This is a genomic window from Komarekiella delphini-convector SJRDD-AB1, from assembly GCF_014831675.1.
Lineage (GTDB): Bacteria > Cyanobacteriota > Cyanobacteriia > Cyanobacteriales > Nostocaceae > Komarekiella.
In genome coordinates this window covers 55,645-74,976 of the sequence record NZ_VJXY01000026.1, presented here as the reverse complement: position 1 = coordinate 74,976, position 19,332 = coordinate 55,645, and the positions used below count along the sequence as shown (strand labels likewise).

Sequence of the window (19,332 nt, the reverse complement as noted above, 5' to 3'; positions counted from 1 at the left end):
TGCGCTCGGAGACGAATAATGGTAGCGATCGCACAGAATATTCAACATCGGCTAACTATACAAACTGTAGAAATTGCCCCTAACACAACAGCGATTCGCTCTCTTGATTGGGATCGCGATCGCTTCGATATCGAATTCGGACTGCAAAATGGTACAACCTACAATTCATATCTAATTAGAGGTGAGCAAACAGTTTTGGTTGATACTTCTCACCAGAAGTTTCGCCAGTTGTATTTAGACACTCTTAAAGGTCTTGTTAACCCCAAAACAATTGATTACATAATTGTCAGCCACACAGAGCCAGACCATAGCGGCTTAGTGGAAGATGTCCTTCAGTTAGCACCAAGAGCCACCGTTTTAGCCTCAAAAGTGGCGCTCCAGTTTCTCGAAGGCTTAGTACATGATCCTTTTTCCAAGCGAATTGTCAAAAGTGGCGATCGCATAGATATCGGCAAAGGACATGAAATCGAATTCGTGAGTGCGCCTAACCTGCACTGGCCGGACACAATCTTCAGCTACGACCGCAAAACCCAAACCCTCTACACCTGTGATGCTTTTGGGATGCACTTTTGTGACGATCGCACCTTTGACGAAGACTTAGAAGCGATCGAAGCTGACTTTAGATTTTACTACGACTGCTTGATGGGCCCCAACGCTCGTTCTCTGCTGAATGCCATGAAGAGAATGGGCGAACTTGGGAAGATTAATATTATCGCTAACGGTCATGGGCCCTTACTACACCATCATTTAGATGTTTTAACCGGGTGCTACGAAAATTGGAGCCAAAAACAAGCTAAAGCAGAAACCACAGTTGGCTTGTTTTATGTCTCAGATTACGGGTATAGCGATCGTCTAGCTCACGCAATTGGTGACGGACTACAGAAAACTGGGGTTGGAGTAGAAGTACTAGATCTGAGTTCTGCTGAGAGCCAAGAAATCCAAGAACTAGCTGGTAGAGCCGCTGGCATCATTATCGGTATGCCTCCAACTAGCGCCGCCGCAGCTCAGGCTAGTATCAGTTCGTTGCTAGCTGTCGCTAAGAACAAGCAAGTGGTTGGGCTATTTGAATCTTACGGCGGAGATGATGAACCCATTGATACACTGCGGAGAAAATTTATCGACTCCGGTATCAAGGAAGCTTTTCCAGCCATTCGGATCAAAGAAGCTCCGACAGCATCCACATTCCAGTTGTGTGAAGAAGCAGGTACAGACCTAGGACAATTGCTAGTGCGCGATCGCAACATCAAGCAAATTAAGTCCCTCGACGTCAACATGGAAAAAGCGCTGGGTCGGATTAGCAGCGGACTGTACATTGTCACCACCAAAAAAGGTAATGTGTCAAGTGCAATGCTTGCATCCTGGGTAACACAAGCGAGTTTACAACCCCTAGGATTCACAATTGCCGTTGCCAAAGACCGCGCCATTGATTCCTTAATGCAAGTAGGCGATCGCTTCGTTCTCAATGTCCTGGAAGAAGGAAATTATCAAGAACTTAAGAAGCACTTTCTCAAGCGCTTGCATCCCGGTGCTGACCGATTTGCTGGAGTAAAAACCCAAACAGCTAAAAACGGCTCCCCGATTCTGACTGATGCTCTGGCATACATGGAATGTGAAGTGCAAACCAGCATGGAGTGCAGCGACCACTGGATTTTATACTGCACCGTCCAAGAAGGTCGTGTCTCCAAAGTCGATGGACTGACAGCTGTTCGTCATCGCAAAGTCGGCAACTACTACTAAGGCAGGAGGAGGGGTCAAGAGTACAGACGCGATTAATCGCGTCTGTACAAGAGATTTATTCCCTTTGTCCCCCCGCTGCTCTACTCCTCCACTCCTCCCACTACTTCCTTAAGCGCTTTAAAAACTGGGCAAAAGTTGCCCGGTTTTTCCAAATTTTTCCCCAACTTTACCAAACAGCTATGACCGACTCCAAACCACGCGACGTACAAGTTCTACCAATTGCTACAAATACTAAAGTTCTCAGAGCACGTAGTTGGTCACGTCTACGGTTTGAAATTGAGTATGCACTTGAAAGAGGCACTACCTCCAATTGCTATTTAATTGAAGCCGATCAAACTGCACTTATTGATCCACCTCCAGAAAGCTTCACCGAAGTTTATTTAGAGGCATTGCGACAAACTTTAGACTTGAAACGTTTGGATTATATAATCCTGGGTCATTTTAATCCCAACCGAGTTGCAACTCTCAAGGCAATTCTAGAACTCGCACCACAGGTAACTTTTGTTTGTTCTCTTCCCGGTGCTGGAAATTTGCGTGCTGCTTTCTTAGACCATGATCTGAAAGTCTTGGTGATGCGGGGGAAGGAAACTTTAGATTTAGGCAAGGGTCACGTTTTAAAATTCTTCCCCACTCCGAGTCCACGTTGGCCAGAAGGACTTTGTACCTACGACCAGCAAACCCAAATTCTCTATACAGATAAGCTATTTGCAACTCATCTGTGTGGCGATGAAGCGTTTGATGATAATTGGGAAGCACTTAAGGAAGACCAACATTACTACTTTAACTGCCTGATGGCTCCGCAAGCGCCTCATGTGGAAGCAGCTTTGGAGAAGATATCTGATTTGCAGGTAAGAATGTATGGTGTGGGTCACGGGCCCTTGGTACGCACCGGCTTAATCGAACTTACGAAAGCTTATGGAGAATGGAGCCGTTCTCACAGCGATCGCGAGATTTCTGTTGCTCTGCTTTACGCCTCAGCTTACGGCAATACGGCGACTCTAGCACAGGCCATGGCTTTGGGATTGACCAAAGGTGGAGTTGCGGTAAAATCGATCAACTGCGAATTTGCCACCCCTGATGAAATCCGCACTAATCTAGAACAGTCGGATGGCTTTATCATCGGTTCTCCCACCATCGGCGGTCATGCACCTACTCCGATTCATACTGCTTTAGGTATTGTGCTATCGAGCGGTGACAACAGTAAACTCGCTGGGGTGTTTGGTTCCTACGGCTGGAGTGGCGAAGCTTTTGACTTAATTGAGGGTAAACTTCGCGATGCTGGCTATCGCTTTGGCTTTGACACCCTGAAAGTTAAATTTAAACCTGATGATGTCACTCTCAAGTTTTGTGAAGAAGTAGGTACAGACTTCGCTCAAGCTTTGAAAAAGGCTAAAAAAGTACGTGTGCCACAACAAGCTGCGACCCCAGTCGAACAGGCTGTTGGTCGGATTGTTGGTTCCGTTTGCGTGATCACAGCTAAGCAAGGAGAAGTATCTACTGGGATGCTAGGCGCTTGGGTTTCTCAAGCCACCTTTAACCCTCCTGGTCTTACCATTGCTATTGCCAAGGAACGAGCGATCGAATCCCTGATGTATCCAGGCGGTAAGTTTGCCCTGAATATCTTACCTGAAGGCAATCATCAAGACTACACGAAGCATTTTCGTAAATCTTTTGCACCAGGAGAAGACCGATTTGCGAATTTTAAAACAGGAGTTGCAGATAACGGCTGTACAGTTCTCAACGACGCCTTAGCTTATCTGGAATGTTCAGTTAGCCAACGCTTGGAATGTGGCGATCACTGGGTTGTGTATGCAACCGTGGACGATGGGAAATTACTCAAGCCTGATGCTGTTACTGCTATCAACCATCGTAAAACAGGCACTCATTACTAAACTCAAAGGAGTTAAAGCGCAAAGCGCGGGATTGGGACAACTCCACTGATAAATCTGGTGGCTTGCATAAGGACGCAGTATTTGTCCCACTGCGCGTTGAAATAATGTATTGGCCACCAGTTCCCTTTTTTGCTCAGGAGGCAGAATATGGAGTTCTCTGTGAATTCTGACTTCTAAATCTTAAGCAAGAATGTATTGTACACAATCAACAATTGCTGTGGTGACTGCTTGAGGTTGGCGTAAGCCTGTCTAAAGTAGCAATGCAGCAGTTTATTTTAGTATATTCCACCCTTCACTCTGATGTATGGGTGGATTTATTTTTTTGGCAACAACAAGGTTTTGAAGTATTAGCCAGTTTTGCTGATCAAAGATGAGGTTTATCAACTCCTGCGTAAGTTCACCTTTATTGGTTATATTTTTAAAAAACTATACAGTATATTTACATAAAATTTACTGAAGCTTTATATTGAGTTAGTTAATTTTTTGACACAACCAAAATATAGTTAATTATAGGTTATGAAAACATTAAAACTCAAGATTAGCCAGTAATTATCATCATTACATAACCTTAAATGGCAATCAATAGATTGCTATATGACCATTGACAATAAGGAGATACTATTGATTAACAAAATAGAGGAACAAGAATTTCAGCTTAAGCCACTTGGGACGTACTTAGTTGAAGCTGAATTGATTACCCCAGAGGCATTAGACACAGCGCTCACGGCACAAAAGTTGAGTGGAAAGCAGTTAGGAGAAATTCTAGCAATGCATGGTTTGGTTAAGCAGCAAACCATTGAGTATTTCATGGATAACATTGTATTGCCAGAGCGACGAAAAATCCTGAAACAACTGTCTCGTTCAGATACCAGCAATAGCAAATATATACGTAGAGTAGAGCCAACAAATCCTATCAAGCCAGAAGATGCGATCGCAGCGTTGCAGTCATCGCATAAGTTAGAAATGTATCTTTCTGCCAACAGAACCCTTAAATTCCTGCTTGGCGTGGTAATATCCCTAACTATTGTCAGTCTTTTGGCGAATTTCAATGTACACTATCTGCCTGACTTCGAGGGAAGGAATAGCTTTAGATATACATTCGACCTTAACACCGAAGGAAATATTCCTTCCCTGTATTCTACGGCAGCCTTACTATTTTGTTCTATTCTGCTAGTGATTATCGCCCAAGCTCAGAAGTTAGCTGGGAATAGCAATTTTTGGTCATGGAGAGGATTATCAATAGTTTTTGCTGGTTTGTCCTTAGACGAATTCATCAGTCTTCATGAAAAACTCATAAAGCCAGTGCGAAATACATTTAATACCAGTGGGTTGCTTTATTACGCTTGGGTGATTCCTGGTGCTATCTTCGTCCTTATATTTTTATTGATGTTTGCGCGATTTCTCGCTACTCTTCCTGCAAAGACACGACACTTATTTTTCATTGCTGGGACAATTTATGTAGCAGGTGCAATTGGTACTGAATTAGTGGGTGGATATTATGCAGATTACTACACAGAAAATGATATGATTTACACCCTCATAACGACTGTGGAAGAGGTACTAGAGATGCTGGGCATCATTGTATTTATCTACTCGCTGTTATCATACATGAGTTGCTATATGAAAGGTGTAGATATAGGAGTCCACATAATTAATATTATGAAGCAACGCCGAAGCTCTTGAGGGTCTCTACGTCACGCTACACTATGTGTAGCTTCCCCTACGGAGAACGCCAAAGTCGATAGCGTAGCGGTAGCGATTCCTGCCTCGGCACGCTAAACTTAGCTTGCTTCAAGGGTACGCCTGAGGTGAATAAGCGTCACGAGTTTCACCCAAAGGGCTTCCTCTGTTGAAGCAAGCGACGTTGTTCCGAATCAGGCGACTAGCGAAAGGTTTTTCCGACTTCAATAAAATTCAAAATTTTCCGCAATTGCCACAAGGACAATTATAAAACTGCGGTGTAATCTTTAACTAGAAAAAAAGTATCTGGCAGTTATTAATACATAGATGCCAATTACTACTACAACGCTTTTATACTATTTGTTGTTCTTATGGCTCCAAAACACACAAAAATTAAATTTCCTCTTTGGCAGTATCTTAACCAGCCCTTATTTAGTTATGATGCTAAATTGATATTGAATCCTCATCGCTTCGCATCTATGTGGCGACTTCAACTTCTAGAACGCTGCTGGTTTAAAGAATGTGACGCTAAAGGACCTCAACAGCATTAGATACTTGAAAACTGCTGCACTGAACTAAATGGTAAATTCCGCCTCGTCCATAGAACGCGGCTTTTTACCGTCAAGTAAAGCACTAACAGTCATGTCTCCCATTACATTAATTGCAGTGCGGCAGCGATCTAAAAACCAGTCTATAGTTACCAGTAAAGCGATATACTGCGTAGGTAAGCCCACGGAAGTGAATACCAGTGTCATTGTTACTAGTCCGGCATTGGGAATATTCGCCGCACCTACCGATGCAAAAATTGATGTTAGAACGACAATTAACTGCTGTCCCAAACTCAGATGTTGCCCAATTAGTTGAGAAATATACAACGCAGACATCGCTTCATAAAGAGCTGTGCCATCATTGTTGAAATTTGCTCCTACTAATGCCCCCAAGGCGGCAGAAGATTCCCTTAAACCAATTTTTGTTTGCAGAACCTCAAAGGTTATCGGCATTGCAGCAGCAGAGGAAGAAGTCGAAAAAGCCGTTAAAAAAGCATCAGAACCGCCACCTAAGAAATTTAGTGGGTGTACCCAAGAACCAAATTTTACTCTGGTGAGATAGTAACAAGCTTGTAATATCAAGGCTACCAACACCGCCACGATGAATGCAGCCAAGGATTGAAAAGGGGCAAAACCTTCTTTAGCAACGGTTTTAGCGACAATTCCAAAGACGGCGAAAGGCACTAAGGCAATTACCCAGTTGAGAACGCGGATCACCGCCTCAAACAAAATCCCGATGACATCCTCAATCGGCTGGTATCCGTTTTTTCCTTGGGCAATTTGTTCGGATTTTAATCCTCGTAGGACGATACCAAAGCTCAGAGCAATAACAATCAGTTGGATGACATTATTATCAACTAAGGGTTTCAGGACAGCTTCGGGTACAGCATCTTTGAGTATTCCCCAAGGGTCAAGACTTTGACCAGTTATTTCTGTAGTTTGTGAGGTAGTTACATCGCCCCAAGTGCCAGGACGCAGGACGTTCGCTACTAAAAGTCCTATAAAAATAGCTATGGTTGTATTTGTTAAAAGTAACCCAGCCAACCGTCGTCCGGCTGTACCAGGAATATTTGTAGTCATTAAAGTATGTAACACCGCTACCAGAATCAGCGGCGTAGCCAAGGCACGGAGAGCCTTTAGCACTAATTCAGCAGGAATTGCTAAGTTGTTAATTAAGGTGGCGTTGGTTGGATTGGGATTCCCCGCACCGAGTGCAATTCCGAGGCTGATAGCAGCCACTAGAGCTATAAGAATTTGTAGCGTGAGAGGGATACGCTGCCACCAAGGGCGGACTTTGGTTTCAAGCGGATTAGTGCTCTCTGTTTGGCTCATTATTTAGATGCTGGTGAACTGATGTAACTATTAAAACTTCACTTTCGGAAGTGAAAATTTCGTAAACGAGTTAGTCTAAGATCCCGTTGCTTTGCAAAATCCTGCTCGAAGGGGTATGTTACCGGGATACCCCTAGAGAAATTGTTGGCTTGTGGTTGGAGACGTATATGTCCTTTGTTCCTTTACATATTCACAGTGACTACAGTCTGCTCGATGGAGCAAGTCAGCTACCAGAGTTAGTGGAGCGAGCGATCGCACTGGGGATGAAAGCGATCGCCCTTACCGATCATGGTGTCATGTACGGAGCGATCGAACTAATCAAAATCTGCCGTAGTCAAAATATTAAGCCAATTCTTGGCAACGAAATGTATATAATCAACGGCGATATTGAAAAACAAGAACGCCGTCCTAAATATCATCAAGTCGTTTTAGCCAAAAATACTAAAGGGTACAAAAATTTAGTCAAATTAACCACAATTTCTCACCTCAAAGGTGTCCAAGGTAAAGGAATTTTTTCTCGCCCTTGTGTTAATAAAGAATTATTAAAAGAATATCATGAAGGCTTGATTGTCACCAGTGCTTGTTTAGGTGGAGAAGTTCCCCAAGCAATTCTTAGTGGTAGACCAGACGCGGCTCGTAAAGTTGCTCAATGGTATAAAGATGTATTTGGTGATGATTATTATCTAGAAATTCAAGACCACGGCTCTCAAGAAGACCGAATTGTTAACGTTGAAATTGTCAAAATTGCGCGGGAACTAAATATTAAAATTGTTGCTACTAATGACTCGCATTTTATATCTTGTTTTGACGTTGAAGCACACGACGCTTTGCTATGTATTCAAACTGGCAAGCTAATTGTCGAAGATAAACGAATGCGTTATAGCGGTACAGAGTATCTCAAATCTGGTGAAGAGATGCAGCAGCTATTTCGTGACCATTTACCAGATGATGTTATTGCCGAAGCGGTAGCCACAACTGAAGAAGTCGCCGATAAAGTCGAGCCTTACCATATTATGGGTGAGCCTCAAATTCCTACACCCCCGATTCCCTCTGGTCATACCGCTGACACTTATGCAGAAGAAGTTGCTTGGCAAGGTCTTTTAGAAAGGTTAAATCGTAAATCCCGCACCGAAGTCGATTCCATCTATAAAGAAAGATTGGAATACGAACTGAAAATGATTCAACAGATGGGTTTTTCCAAATACTTTTTAGTAGTGTGGGATTACATCAAATTTGCTAGAGATAATAATATTCCTGTAGGCCCCGGTCGGGGTTCAGCAGCGGGTTCATTAGTTGCCTATGCGATGCGAATTACCAATATTGACCCTGTACATCATGGGCTACTGTTCGAGCGCTTTTTGAACCCAGAACGCAAATCCATGCCTGATATTGACACGGATTTCTGTATTGAACAACGGGATAAAGTTATTGACTACGTAACTGAAAAATACGGTGCAGATAGAGTCGCTCAAATTATTACCTTTAACCGCCTAACTTCTAAAGCTGTCTTAAAAGATGTTGCCAGAGTATTGAATATTCCCTACGGCGAAGCCGACAAAATGGCGAAATTAATTCCTGTGGTGCGGGGAAAACCAACTAAACTCAAAGTGATGATTTCTAATGAAACTCCAGAACCAGAGTTTAAAGAAAAATATGAGCATGATCCGAAAGTTCGCCATTGGCTTGATATGGCAATGCGAATTGAAGGAACTAATAAAACTTTTGGTGTTCATGCAGCAGGTGTAGTGATTTCTGCCGATCCACTTGATGAAATTGTCCCACTCCAGCGCAATAATGACGGTTCTGTAATTACCCAATATTTCATGGAAGACCTGGAATCAATGGGTTTATTAAAAATGGATTTTTTGGGTTTGCGTAACTTGACATTGATTCAGAAAACCATTGATTTAATTCAAGAAACTAGAGGATATTCTGTTGACCCTGATGAAATCACCCATCAGGAAAGAAAAGCACAAAAGATATTAGCAAAAGGGGAACATAGCACCCTACCAAAAGATGTCCAGCAAGCTTATGCACTATTAGAAGCAGGTGAATTAGAAGGGATATTTCAATTAGAATCTTCAGGAATGCGTCAAATAGTGCGGGATTTGAAACCTTCTAATATAGAAGATATTTCTTCAATTTTGGCACTTTATCGACCAGGGCCATTAGATGCGGGACTGATTCCGAAATTTATTAACCGCAAACATGGTCGAGAAAATATCGATTATCAACACACTATTCTGGAAACAATACTAGATGAAACTTATGGAATTATGGTCTATCAAGAGCAAATCATGAAAATTGCTCAGGATATGGCTGGATATTCCCTAGGACAAGCTGACTTGCTGCGCCGGGCGATGGGTAAAAAGAAAGTTTCTGAGATGCAAAAGCAGCGAGAAAAGTTTGTGGATGGCGCGGCAAAAAATGGCGTGCAGAAAAAAGTTGCAGATGAATTATTCGAGCAAATGTTGAAGTTTGCTGAATATTGTTTAAGCTATGACACGGAAGTATTGACTGTAGAATATGGGTTTATTCCCATTGGTAAGATTGTAGAAAAGCAAATTGAATGCACAGTGTACAGTGTTGATGGCAATGGGAATGTTTACACGCAACCTGTAGCACAATGGCATAATCGTAGGCAACAAGAAATCTTTGAATATTGCCTAGAAGATGGTTCAGTAATTCGGGCAACTAAAGATCATAAATTTATGACTACTGATGGTCAAATGTTGCCGATTGATGAAATATTTGAACGGGAATTAGATTTGTTACGAGTTCAAGGTTTGCCGGAATCAACGTAGTGACTAGTTGCGATCGCCTATCCTCCCATCGACAATCCCAGTATCATGGCTAAGAGATATTGATTTCTCAAGAGTTCTGTATGAGTAAACTTTTTCATTGGTCTGAACAACTACTTCAGTCTCTACGTACCTGGGTAGTAATATGTTTATTATGTTTGGTTGTAAGCTGGTCATCTCCTGCACAAGCCGCTAGCCGCATTACTCCACAACTGGAGGAACAGGTGTTAGAAATTATTCGCGAACATCCAGATGTACTTATTGAATCTGTTCAAGCATACCAACAACAACAGCAACAAAAAATAAAGCAAGCACAGCAAGCATTTTTACAGGATTTAAAAATAAATCCCCAAGCAGTGATTGGTGAGTCTCCCAGCACAGGGTCGGCTCAATCAAAAACTGTACTGGTAGAATTCTCAGACTTTCAATGTCCCTACTGTGCTGAGGCCAATAAAACCCTGAAACAGTTATTAGCACATCAGGATAATGTAAAATTAATTTACAAGAATTTACCTTTGATTACAATTCATAGTAATGCATTGCCAGCTGCAACAGCAGCTTGGGCAGCAAATCAGCAAGGTAAATTCTGGGAATATCATGATGCCTTGTTTACTAATCAAAAGCAACTGAGTGAGGAGTTGTATTTGGATATTGCCAAAAATCTGAATCTAGATTTGGCGAAATTTGAACGCGATCGCACTCTTGCTACTCCCGCTATTGGAAAAGATATCCAGCTAGCTGAAAAATTAGGAGTTTCTGGCACACCCTTCTTTATAATCAATAATCCTGGTTTCTCAGGAGTGGTACAGCTATCAGATATTGAAAGTATATTGGCTAATGCTAAGTAAGTTAGTGTGTTTTGAAATGTGCTTATGCAGGTAAAAGCAATACTTGATTATGGCTGCAATAAGCTTGCCACATATACTGCTTGCAGAAGCTAGATAAAAGGAAAGCTAAAGGGAGCAAGGAAATAAATTTTATCTTTTTCCCTTGCCTAATCTCTTATAAACGGAGCTTTTCTAAGATATCTAATTAATTTTGACCAACAACTAGCAATAATCAAAGATATGTATACTGTGAAACTTTTGTATCTCTGTACTTATGTCTAGAGATAGACTCAATTATTTAACAATAATGTGCGTCTTTAGTTAGAGGATTATTGCATTAGTAAACTGTTCTACTTAAAGCAAGTGTAAGGAGTAGCTGATGAGGAGTAAAGAGGAGAAATTTTCCTTACTCCTCATGTTCTTAAATAGGTGATCAATTAAATCTAAATCAGCGATCGCCTACCAAAAATTAGCTTAATTAGCAGGCAAAATCTCTAATATTTTTCTTGAATCTATTAATACTGATGCTTTTATCACTTAAAAAGTAGTAAAGTTTTTTAGTGAAAATTGTGCATTTTTTAAGCTTATTTCTTTAATTTTTATAAAAAGGCGTCGGGAAAACCCATTCCTTCTCGGTAGGTGATGAAAGACGCTTTTTTAGGCCGTTGACAGTTAACGGTTAACAGTTAACTGTCAACTGTCTTTCGTGTTATCTCATCCCCTTTTAGGGGTGGGATGAGGTTGAATTTATTCATAAATTTTGTAATTGAGTCAGCTAACTCTGTCTAATTTAAAATTTGTTAAGATCGGGTTAATGTAATTACTTAAATAAGTTTACAACTTCCTCATGCTATTAAATGGCTAAAAACCCTACAAAAACTCCATTTACAAGGGGATGGAGTTTTTGGGCATAGGACATGGGCATCGGTAAAAGTCACCAGATGCTCAATACTCAAAGTAGCCGGGTGGCTATACCTCTGTATCTAATGCGGCGACAGAGTTTCTCGCCGACTTTTGATAAAAGGTTCTACAGACTTTCCCCTGCATTTTTATGCTATGCAAGGCTGTACTTAGTTCACTTGAGTAAAAATTGCTATTTACGTTATAGTGTTACTAATGTTACAACATGCATTAAGTGACATTTTTGAAACACTCCGGGAATAAAGAGGATCACGGAGTTATCTATACTCTGAGCGCTTTCCTTGACGAACCTACCAAAATTCTCATCAGCACTCGAAGTCCGAACTGAAAAAGCCGCTGCTGAGATTTCTCAGTGCGCTTAAAATTCTATTCCTTAAACTCTGTGGTGCATCTAATTCACTAAATTAAACCTTAGAAAAAATTGTGAGTTTATTAATGCGTCATATTAGATTTTGGGTACTTTTGCCAGTAACCCTGATAGTCGGCTGCTCAGATAAACTGTTTCAATCTAGCCCTTCTGTGGCAAAATCTACCCCGCCTATAGTCCAGCAAGCGAGTCCAACTTTGTTGACAAAAGCAAGTTACCTTTCGCCTTTGGAACAACAGGTGATAAATGAAATGAACAAAGTTCGGACAAATCCCAAGGCGTATGTTCCGATTATTGAAAACTATAGAAAGCGCTTCCAAGATAACAGAGTCAAAATTTCCAATAATACCTATTTGATAACTCAAGAAGGTGTAAAAGCAGTCGATGAGGCGATCGCATTTCTCAAGTCAGCTCGTCCTGTGGGTGCGTTGAGTGCATCCAAGGGTATGTCTCTAGGCGCTAGAGATCACGTCAAAGACCAAGGGCCAAAAGGTGTTACAGGTCATGATGGTAGCGATGGTAGCAATCCCTTCACTCGGATCAATCGCTATGGTACATGGCAAAAAACCGCAGGCGAAAATATCAGCTATGGGCCAAACACTGCCCAAGATATCGTTATGCAATTAATTATTGATGATGGTGTGCGCGATCGCGGTCATAGAACAAACATCTTTAATGGCGCTTTTAAAGTGACTGGCGTTGCTTATGGGACTCACAAATCATACAAAACAATATGTGTAATTAACTACGCTGGTGGCTATAAAGACAAATAGGTTGAGGGGGGATAAGAAGGAGATAGGAGACAGGAGTCAGCAAACAGGAGGTTATTTATTTCCATGCTTCCCCTGCTTCCCCTGCATATTCAATTTTGGATTTGCGATTTTGGATTTTAGATTGTTCAATCCAAAATCTGTCTTGAAAAGTTTGCTACGGAGGGAAACCCTCCTTACAACTTTCCGCAAAATCTAAAATCTAAAATTCTTCTGCTCCCACTCCCCCACTTTTCTACTCCTTCAATCCCCAGTCACTCCGAAATCTTATTTTCATTCAGTGAAGCTAAATATATATTTCGTCGCTTCTAAGTTGTAAGGTTATTTATGAATCGGATGCAATTTTGGAAAGTTTTAGGGGAAATTCCTCAAAAAGATGTTCCTGAGTTACCACGGGAGCATGGTCTCTCGCCGCTGGAACAAGAAGTGATAACGGAAATGAACAAGGTACGGACAAATCCTAAGACATACTTGCCGATTCTAGAGAAATGGAAACAGCGCTTTCAAGGTAAGCAAGTCAAAATTTCCGATAGTGTTTATTTGCAAACTCAGGAAGGTGTAAAAGCAGTTGATGAGGCGATCGCTTTTCTCAATTCTGCCCATCCTGTAAGAGCATTAAGTATATCGCCAGGTATGTCTTTAGGTGCTAGGGATCACGTCAAAGACCAAGGAGAAAATGGTGCAACGGGTCACTCTGGTAGCGATCGCAGCGATCCTTTTACTCGCATCAGCCGCTATGGGAATTGGCAAATTACGGCAGCTGAAAATATTAGCTATGGTTCTCATACAGCCGAAGATATCATTATGCAGTTAATTATTGATGATGGAGTGCCGTCACGGGGTCATCGCCACAATATTTTTAACGCAGCTTTTCAAGTCACAGGAGTTGCTTTTGGCATTCATGCGACATATAGGCAAATGTGCGTGATTACTTATGCTGGAGGTTATACAGAGAAGTAGGAAAGTATTGCTAGAATCGTTCGCCGCTAGCTCTGTGACACAATTAGAAGAATAATATACAGGAGAACTGGGAGTAATGGGCGATCGCCATAGTTATACCACTACTGGTGCTGCACATCTCAATGTCTACGTCCAAGGTCAAGGGTTCCCCATTCTGGGCTTACACGGTCATCCTGGTTCTGGTCGTAGTCTTTCTGTCTTCACTGAGCATTTATCAAAACGCTGTCGAACTTTTGCCCCTGATTTACGTGGATATGGCAAAAGCCGCTTCGACGGCAGTTTTAACATGCAAGACCATTTAACCGACTTAGAGGCGTTGCTAGACCGCTTTGAGATTGAAAAGTGTCTAGTATTGGGATGGTCACTTGGGGGGATTTTAGGAATGGAACTGGCATTACATCTGCCACAACGCGTTAGTGGACTGATTTTGGTGGCAACAGCAGCAAAACCGCGTGGCAGTCATCCCCCCATTACTTGGCAAGATAATTTGTATACTGGTGTTGCTGCGCTATTGAATTATATAAAACCAAGTTGGCAGTGGAATATTGAAACTTTTGGCAAGCGATCGCTTTTTCGCTACTTAATCCAACAACATACATCTACTGCTTATAATTACATTGCCCAAGAAGCAGTACCAGCCTATTTGCAAACTTCACCTGCTGCCACTCGCGCCCTCTACAGCGCAATTCAATCTGGGTATAATCGACTTTTAGATCTAGAACAAATTGAGTGCCCTAGTCTGGTGCTTGCTGGTGTCCAAGACCGCCACATCACAGTTGATTCCAGCCTAGAAACTGCTCAACACATCAAAAATTGTCAGTGGCAGTTCTACCCCAATACTGCCCATCTTTTCCCGTGGGAAGTTCCCCAGCAGGTACTTAGAGATATTGACCTTTGGCTGGAAGAACATCCACAGGTAATTAGTAATCAGTAGCCCAAAGTGCAAGAATTTCTGACTATTAACCAGATAATTCGTAATTAGAACTCGAAATTACAAATTACAAATTACGAATTACGAATTATATTGACTTTTGCCTAACTTAAATTTGACCGCCAAAGGCAGGCTGTACTTTGCGGTCAAATCTTTCCCCCAAGTCTTCAGCAATCGTTAAATTATCAGGTTTGCAGCGTTTGACATTTACAACAATTCCTTGTGCTCCTTCGACTTCTAAATCTTCTACATAGCCTTTGCTTGCAAATGTTGCATCCGCAGAATTGAGAAATGGCCCAAAGTAGTAAGTACAACGGGGGTTGTGTGTCACTATCTCTACCCACCAAGCTAAGCCGAGTTTATCGAATGCGTTAATTAAGCTTTCCTTGAGGTTATGCCAAATTTTTTTCATGGTTTTCACCTATTTATAAAGGTCGTACAGGGTGTTGAACGATATGCGACTTTTTTCTTTTACATTTCTTTATACTCTTTTACGCTTCTTTTTTCAAAGAGATTTTTTGTAATTTATTTAGGTACAGCGTATTTAACGACCTTTGGCGATAAATCTCATAAAGTGCCATACCCGCTGCTACTGAAGCATTAAGACTGGGAGTCTTGCCCTGTAAGGGAATCGATACTAAAACATCGCAGCAACGCTGGGTTAACATACTTAGACCTTCGCCTTCAGAGCCAATTACCAAAACTATCGGGCCACTGAAATTAACTGTATGCAGGGGTTCGCTTCCGCTTGCAGCCGTGCCGTAAATCCAAAAGCCAGCTTCTTTTAATTCTTCCAAAGCGCGGCTAAGGTTAATAACTCTAGCGACAGAAAAGTTTTCTAAAGCACCTGCTGCTACTTTTACAACTGTTGATGTGATCCCAGATGCCCTTCGTTGGGGGATCACCAGTCCTTGAGCGCCTATTGCTTCGGCAGTACGAATAATTGCCCCCAAGTTATGCGGGTCTGTGATCCCGTCAGCCACTACAATTACAGGATCAGTTAAAGATTTTGCCCGTTCAATCAGATCCGGCAATTCAACATAGTCGTAGGGAGCAGTTTGCGCTGCCACACCTTGGTGATTAGCCCCGTTGGTGATTTGGTCTAAGCGCTTAGGTTCTACTTCATCAATGACTGTGCCATTTTCCTTGGCTTGGAGAAGCAAATGGTGAAAGCTGGGATCGTAACGCAGACGGGTGGTAATCCAGATGCGGTTAAGACCGCGCTGATTTTGCAACGCACTCAATACTGGATGGCGACCGTAGATGAGATCGCTATCTTCTGGTGATTTCGTGGATGGGGATGGATGCGAAAAGTTGCGATGTGAGCGTGAATTGCTAGAAATGGGATTCCCATCTCCATTTCTCGGATTGCGAATAGGATTGGCAACAACACGCTTGCCCTGAATTTTTAGGGGTTGCCCACGATTAGATTCGCCTGAAGTCTTCATTTTTCTTGGTTTACTCGCCATAATGAGTTTTGGGTGTAGCTTATATCTCGATTACCTAAATTTATTGAATTACTCTACTGAATTTAGCGATCGCTCTTTATGAGTTCTCACTGTTGCTCTAGATTGAGTATTTGTAACAGTTCGGTTAAGCGTTGGTAATCGGTGAGATACAGATAGCCAATTAATGTTTCTAAACTTGTTGCCTGTTGATAAATTCCGGGATCAACTCTCTTCGGGCGTCCTGTGGCGGCGTTTCGACCCCGTCGGACAATTTCTAATTCTGTTTCCCTCAGATGAGGAGTTAGCGATCGCAAATGTAGCGCTTGTGTTTCTGCTCTTACCTGTGCCACTACCAGACGATGGTAAGTCTCTGGTCGTTGCAGTGGCAGCAAATAAAACATCCTAACATATAGTTCATAAATTGCATCCCCCAAATACGCAAGAGCTGCTGGAGAAATTTGTTGCAGTTGTGAGAGGGGAATTTGCTGAGGTAATAGCACTGTGTTTGCCAAGAGTGCTTGAGTCCAAGATGAATTCTGATTAGGAGCTGCATCTAGTCCATTTAATAATTCCTCCTTTGACTTCACAAGTGAATCATTCCTTGACGGGCGACATTGTGGGGCATTCTTCGCAAAATAGTGTTTATTCTTTATGAAGTATGCCATGCTAGTATACCTAGCATAATCAACACTATCAAAATTACTTACTAAATTTTATCTTTGTGATTAAGAGTTGACATTGCTAGATCACCGTGATGTAGATAGTGATCAATTTAATTCAACCTGGTTCTTGTGGTATATGCCTAAGATAGGGTAATATTTTGACACTAACATTAAAGCTATTTTTCTAAGTGACTATACTGCCATCTTTACCTGGTAAGTAATGATCTGAAGTATTGAGTAAACCCGGTTTGTAAATCAATCTACTAGCTAAACCACTAAAGCTTTCTCTAACTTCTATCCAATATCATAGCCAACTACACCGCAAAGCACTGGCTGTCTATATCCTTTATTCGGTCAGCTTTAAAAATAAATAATAGCTCAACTGGCTTGCCTCTCCCACAAGGAGAGAGGTTTTCTCGCCAGAAGTTTTAAAAATTAAGCTATCCAGATTAAGCATCGGATAGCTGAATTCAACTCTCGGATCAAGCAATTAAGACGACTTGACGTTTTCTAGAGCCGCTTCAACTGTTGGTTGCAGGGAGAGAAACTTCTCTAAGCGAACAAGCTTGACCGTTTGAGTTACGCGGGCATTCGTGACAATTTGGAAGGTGCCGTTAGCATTTTGAGCTTGCTTGGCTAGTTGTACTAGAGCACCCAAGCCAGAGCTATCAACAAAGTCGATTTGTGAGAGATCCAAAATAATGTGCTTGGGGCCCTCGTCAATCTTGCCGCCAAGTACCTTGCGAAATGTTGGCTCAGAAAAGGCATCTAACAAACCTGTGAGGCGGAATAGCTGACAGTTATCCCGGACTTCACGAGTGCCTCTCAGGCTCACGGTTAGATTCAGTGGCTCAGCAATAATTCCCTCCTCATGAGTGAAAGTGAACGCTCAAGTATAGATGTTTTTTGTGCAAGTTGTCTACAATCTGCTGGAGTAGGAAGGGATTGGGGATCAGGGATTGGGGATCGGGCATCGAGAAGAGACAAGGGAGAAACCTGTTCAATAATTCTTCCTTGTCCTCCTTGTCCCCAGTCCCCAGTCCCTCTAATCTCCATTTTTACCTCACTTCGGCTATTGCAGTTTCGCGTGCTGTTTGCATTGCTTGGACAAATTGCTCAAACAAGTAATCAGCATCGTGAGGGCCAGGACTGGCTTCTGGATGATATTGTACGGAGAACACAGGCAGAGATTTGTGACGTACCCCGGCAACGGTGCGATCGTTTAAGTTTAGATGGCTGATTTCTGCAATTGTTGTGGGTAGAGAGCCTGGATCAATAGCAAAACTGTGGTTTTGGCTGGTAATTTCTACCCTTTGTTGTAAACCCGCAGGCTGATTTAAACCACGATGACCAAATTTAAGTTTAAAAGTTTCTGCTCCTAGGGCATGACCTAAAATTTGGTGTCCCATACAAATGCCAAAAATGGGTTTTTGGCTCAGCAGCAAAGCCTTAGTGGTTTCAATACCTTCGGTTACTGTAGCGGGATCACCAGGGCCATTAGAAAGAAAAATACCATCTGGATTATAGTTGAGAATTTCCTCTGGTGGAGTATCAGCGGGAACCACAATTACCTGGCAACCGTAACTTGCCAAGCGACGTAAGATATTACGTTTGACGCCAAAGTCAAGGGCAACAACAGTAAAGGGTTTTCCCAGATTGCCAGCAGCCTCCGAGTTGAATTCCCAGGCGGGGATTGTGGGATCTGACCATTCATAAACTGTTGGGGTAGTGACTTCGCGAACCAGATTTAATCCTGCCATACTAGGAGCAGCCTGTACCTGCTCTAGCAATTCTGCCTCATCAAGGATGGATGTGGAAATACCACCATTCATGGCTCCGAACATCCGAATTTTGCGGGTGAGAGCACGGGTATCAATACCATAAATGCCTGGTACTTGGTTCTGTTTTAGGTAGTCAGGTAAGGATTGTGTCGATCGCCAGTTACTTGGGCGGTGACAAATATTCCGAGCGATCGCACCCCGCACTTGTGGTCGATCTGACTCCTCATCTTCGGCATTGACGCCAGTGTTCCCCAATTCAGGATAAGTAAAAATGACAATCTGACCGCGATAACTAGGATCGGTCAGAACTTCTTGATATCCAGTCATGCCAGTGTTAAACACCACTTCCCCAATCGCGGTTCCCGTAGCACCGAAAGACCAACCGCGATAAGTGGTTCCATCTGCCAGGACAAGTAGAGCAGGTATTGCGTCAGTCAGAGGCATAGGCGATGAAGGCAAAATGTTTAGGTGTGAGGGTTGGAGAACGGGTATTGGGAAGAGTTTAGTTCCCAGTCCTTAAATACTGCGATTGTTAATTATCCCATGAGTTGGGCAATTAGAAGTTTTCAGGAGAATTAATTAAAAATTAAAAATTAAACATCCAAAAATTATTTAATAGGGGAATCGGAAGTAGAAGTAGATTTGAAGAAGCTTGGGCAGTTAAGATTAAAATTA

General features: G+C 42.2%; 15 protein-coding genes. 9 read left to right on the top strand and 6 right to left on the bottom strand.

Translation table 11 applies throughout. From position 1 onward, the window contains the following. The first annotated feature begins 18 nt into the window (after nt 1-18). From FNW02_RS21960 to FNW02_RS38860, 4 genes are all read left to right on the top strand, one after another. Nucleotides 19-1,737: a diflavin flavoprotein gene (locus tag FNW02_RS21960; RefSeq protein WP_191759655.1), complete on the top strand. Its 1,719-nt coding sequence runs from the start codon at nt 19-21 to the stop codon at nt 1,735-1,737. 179 nt (nt 1,738-1,916) lie between these two features. Continuing rightward, the gene (locus FNW02_RS21955) at nt 1,917-3,629 is read left to right on the top strand and encodes a diflavin flavoprotein (RefSeq protein ID WP_191759618.1); all 1,713 of its coding nucleotides are present in this window, start codon (nt 1,917-1,919) and stop codon (nt 3,627-3,629) included. Between the two features lie 594 nt (nt 3,630-4,223). Next, nucleotides 4,224-5,312, top strand: a complete 1,089-nt coding sequence (locus FNW02_RS21950; RefSeq protein ID WP_225225825.1) for a hypothetical protein — start codon at nt 4,224-4,226, stop codon at nt 5,310-5,312. Nucleotides 5,313-5,680: 368 nt separating this feature from the next. Next, entirely contained in the window at nt 5,681-5,860 is a 180-nt protein-coding gene (locus FNW02_RS38860; RefSeq protein WP_225225824.1) for a hypothetical protein, read from the top strand. 24 nt (nt 5,861-5,884) lie between these two features. Here FNW02_RS38860 and FNW02_RS21945 read toward each other — a convergent pair whose 3' ends face one another. Then, nucleotides 5,885-7,189: a dicarboxylate/amino acid:cation symporter gene (locus tag FNW02_RS21945; RefSeq protein WP_191759616.1), complete on the bottom strand. Its 1,305-nt coding sequence runs from the start codon at nt 7,187-7,189 to the stop codon at nt 5,885-5,887. Between the two features lie 167 nt (nt 7,190-7,356). Here FNW02_RS21945 and FNW02_RS21940 point away from each other — a divergent pair, with 167 nt between their 5' ends. From FNW02_RS21940 to FNW02_RS21920, 5 genes are all read left to right on the top strand, one after another. Beyond that, entirely contained in the window at nt 7,357-9,993 is a 2,637-nt protein-coding gene (locus tag FNW02_RS21940) for a DNA polymerase III subunit alpha (RefSeq protein WP_191759615.1), read from the top strand. An 80-nt stretch (nt 9,994-10,073) separates the two neighbouring features. Further along, complete coding sequence (locus tag FNW02_RS21935; RefSeq protein ID WP_191759614.1) at nt 10,074-10,838, top strand: DsbA family protein; 765 nt, start codon at nt 10,074-10,076, stop codon at nt 10,836-10,838. A 1,335-nt stretch (nt 10,839-12,173) separates the two neighbouring features. Further along, nucleotides 12,174-12,878 carry a CAP domain-containing protein gene (locus FNW02_RS21930; protein ID WP_191759654.1) on the top strand — a complete coding sequence of 235 codons (705 nt, stop codon included), beginning with the start codon at nt 12,174-12,176 and terminating at the stop codon, nt 12,876-12,878. A 333-nt stretch (nt 12,879-13,211) separates the two neighbouring features. Further along, entirely contained in the window at nt 13,212-13,835 is a 624-nt protein-coding gene (locus tag FNW02_RS21925; protein ID WP_225225832.1) for a CAP domain-containing protein, read from the top strand. A 76-nt stretch (nt 13,836-13,911) separates the two neighbouring features. Next, nucleotides 13,912-14,769, top strand: coding sequence for an alpha/beta fold hydrolase (locus tag FNW02_RS21920; protein ID WP_191759612.1), 858 nt, complete (start codon nt 13,912-13,914; stop codon nt 14,767-14,769). 106 nt (nt 14,770-14,875) lie between these two features. On the opposite strand, the gene FNW02_RS21915 is transcribed toward FNW02_RS21920, so the two are convergent. The 5 genes from FNW02_RS21915 to carA form a co-directional block, all read right to left on the bottom strand. After that, the gene (locus tag FNW02_RS21915; protein ID WP_162395508.1) at nt 14,876-15,178 is read right to left on the bottom strand and encodes a DUF1816 domain-containing protein; all 303 of its coding nucleotides are present in this window, start codon (nt 15,176-15,178) and stop codon (nt 14,876-14,878) included. A 79-nt stretch (nt 15,179-15,257) separates the two neighbouring features. After that, a complete protein-coding gene (gene rlmB, locus FNW02_RS21910) occupies nt 15,258-16,235 on the bottom strand; it encodes a 23S rRNA (guanosine(2251)-2'-O)-methyltransferase RlmB (RefSeq protein ID WP_191759611.1) in 978 nt (325 codons plus the stop codon). Between the two features lie 86 nt (nt 16,236-16,321). After that, complete coding sequence (locus FNW02_RS21905; RefSeq protein WP_191759610.1) at nt 16,322-16,801, bottom strand: ribonuclease III domain-containing protein; 480 nt, start codon at nt 16,799-16,801, stop codon at nt 16,322-16,324. A gap of 565 nt (nt 16,802-17,366) precedes the next feature. Beyond that, nucleotides 17,367-17,711 (bottom strand): anti-sigma factor antagonist, encoded by a 345-nt coding sequence (locus FNW02_RS21900; RefSeq protein WP_191759609.1) that lies wholly within the window; start codon nt 17,709-17,711, stop codon nt 17,367-17,369. Nucleotides 17,712-17,934: 223 nt separating this feature from the next. After that, nucleotides 17,935-19,101, bottom strand: coding sequence for a glutamine-hydrolyzing carbamoyl-phosphate synthase small subunit (carA, locus tag FNW02_RS21895; protein ID WP_191759608.1), 1,167 nt, complete (start codon nt 19,099-19,101; stop codon nt 17,935-17,937). Between the last annotated feature and the right edge of the window lie 231 nt (nt 19,102-19,332).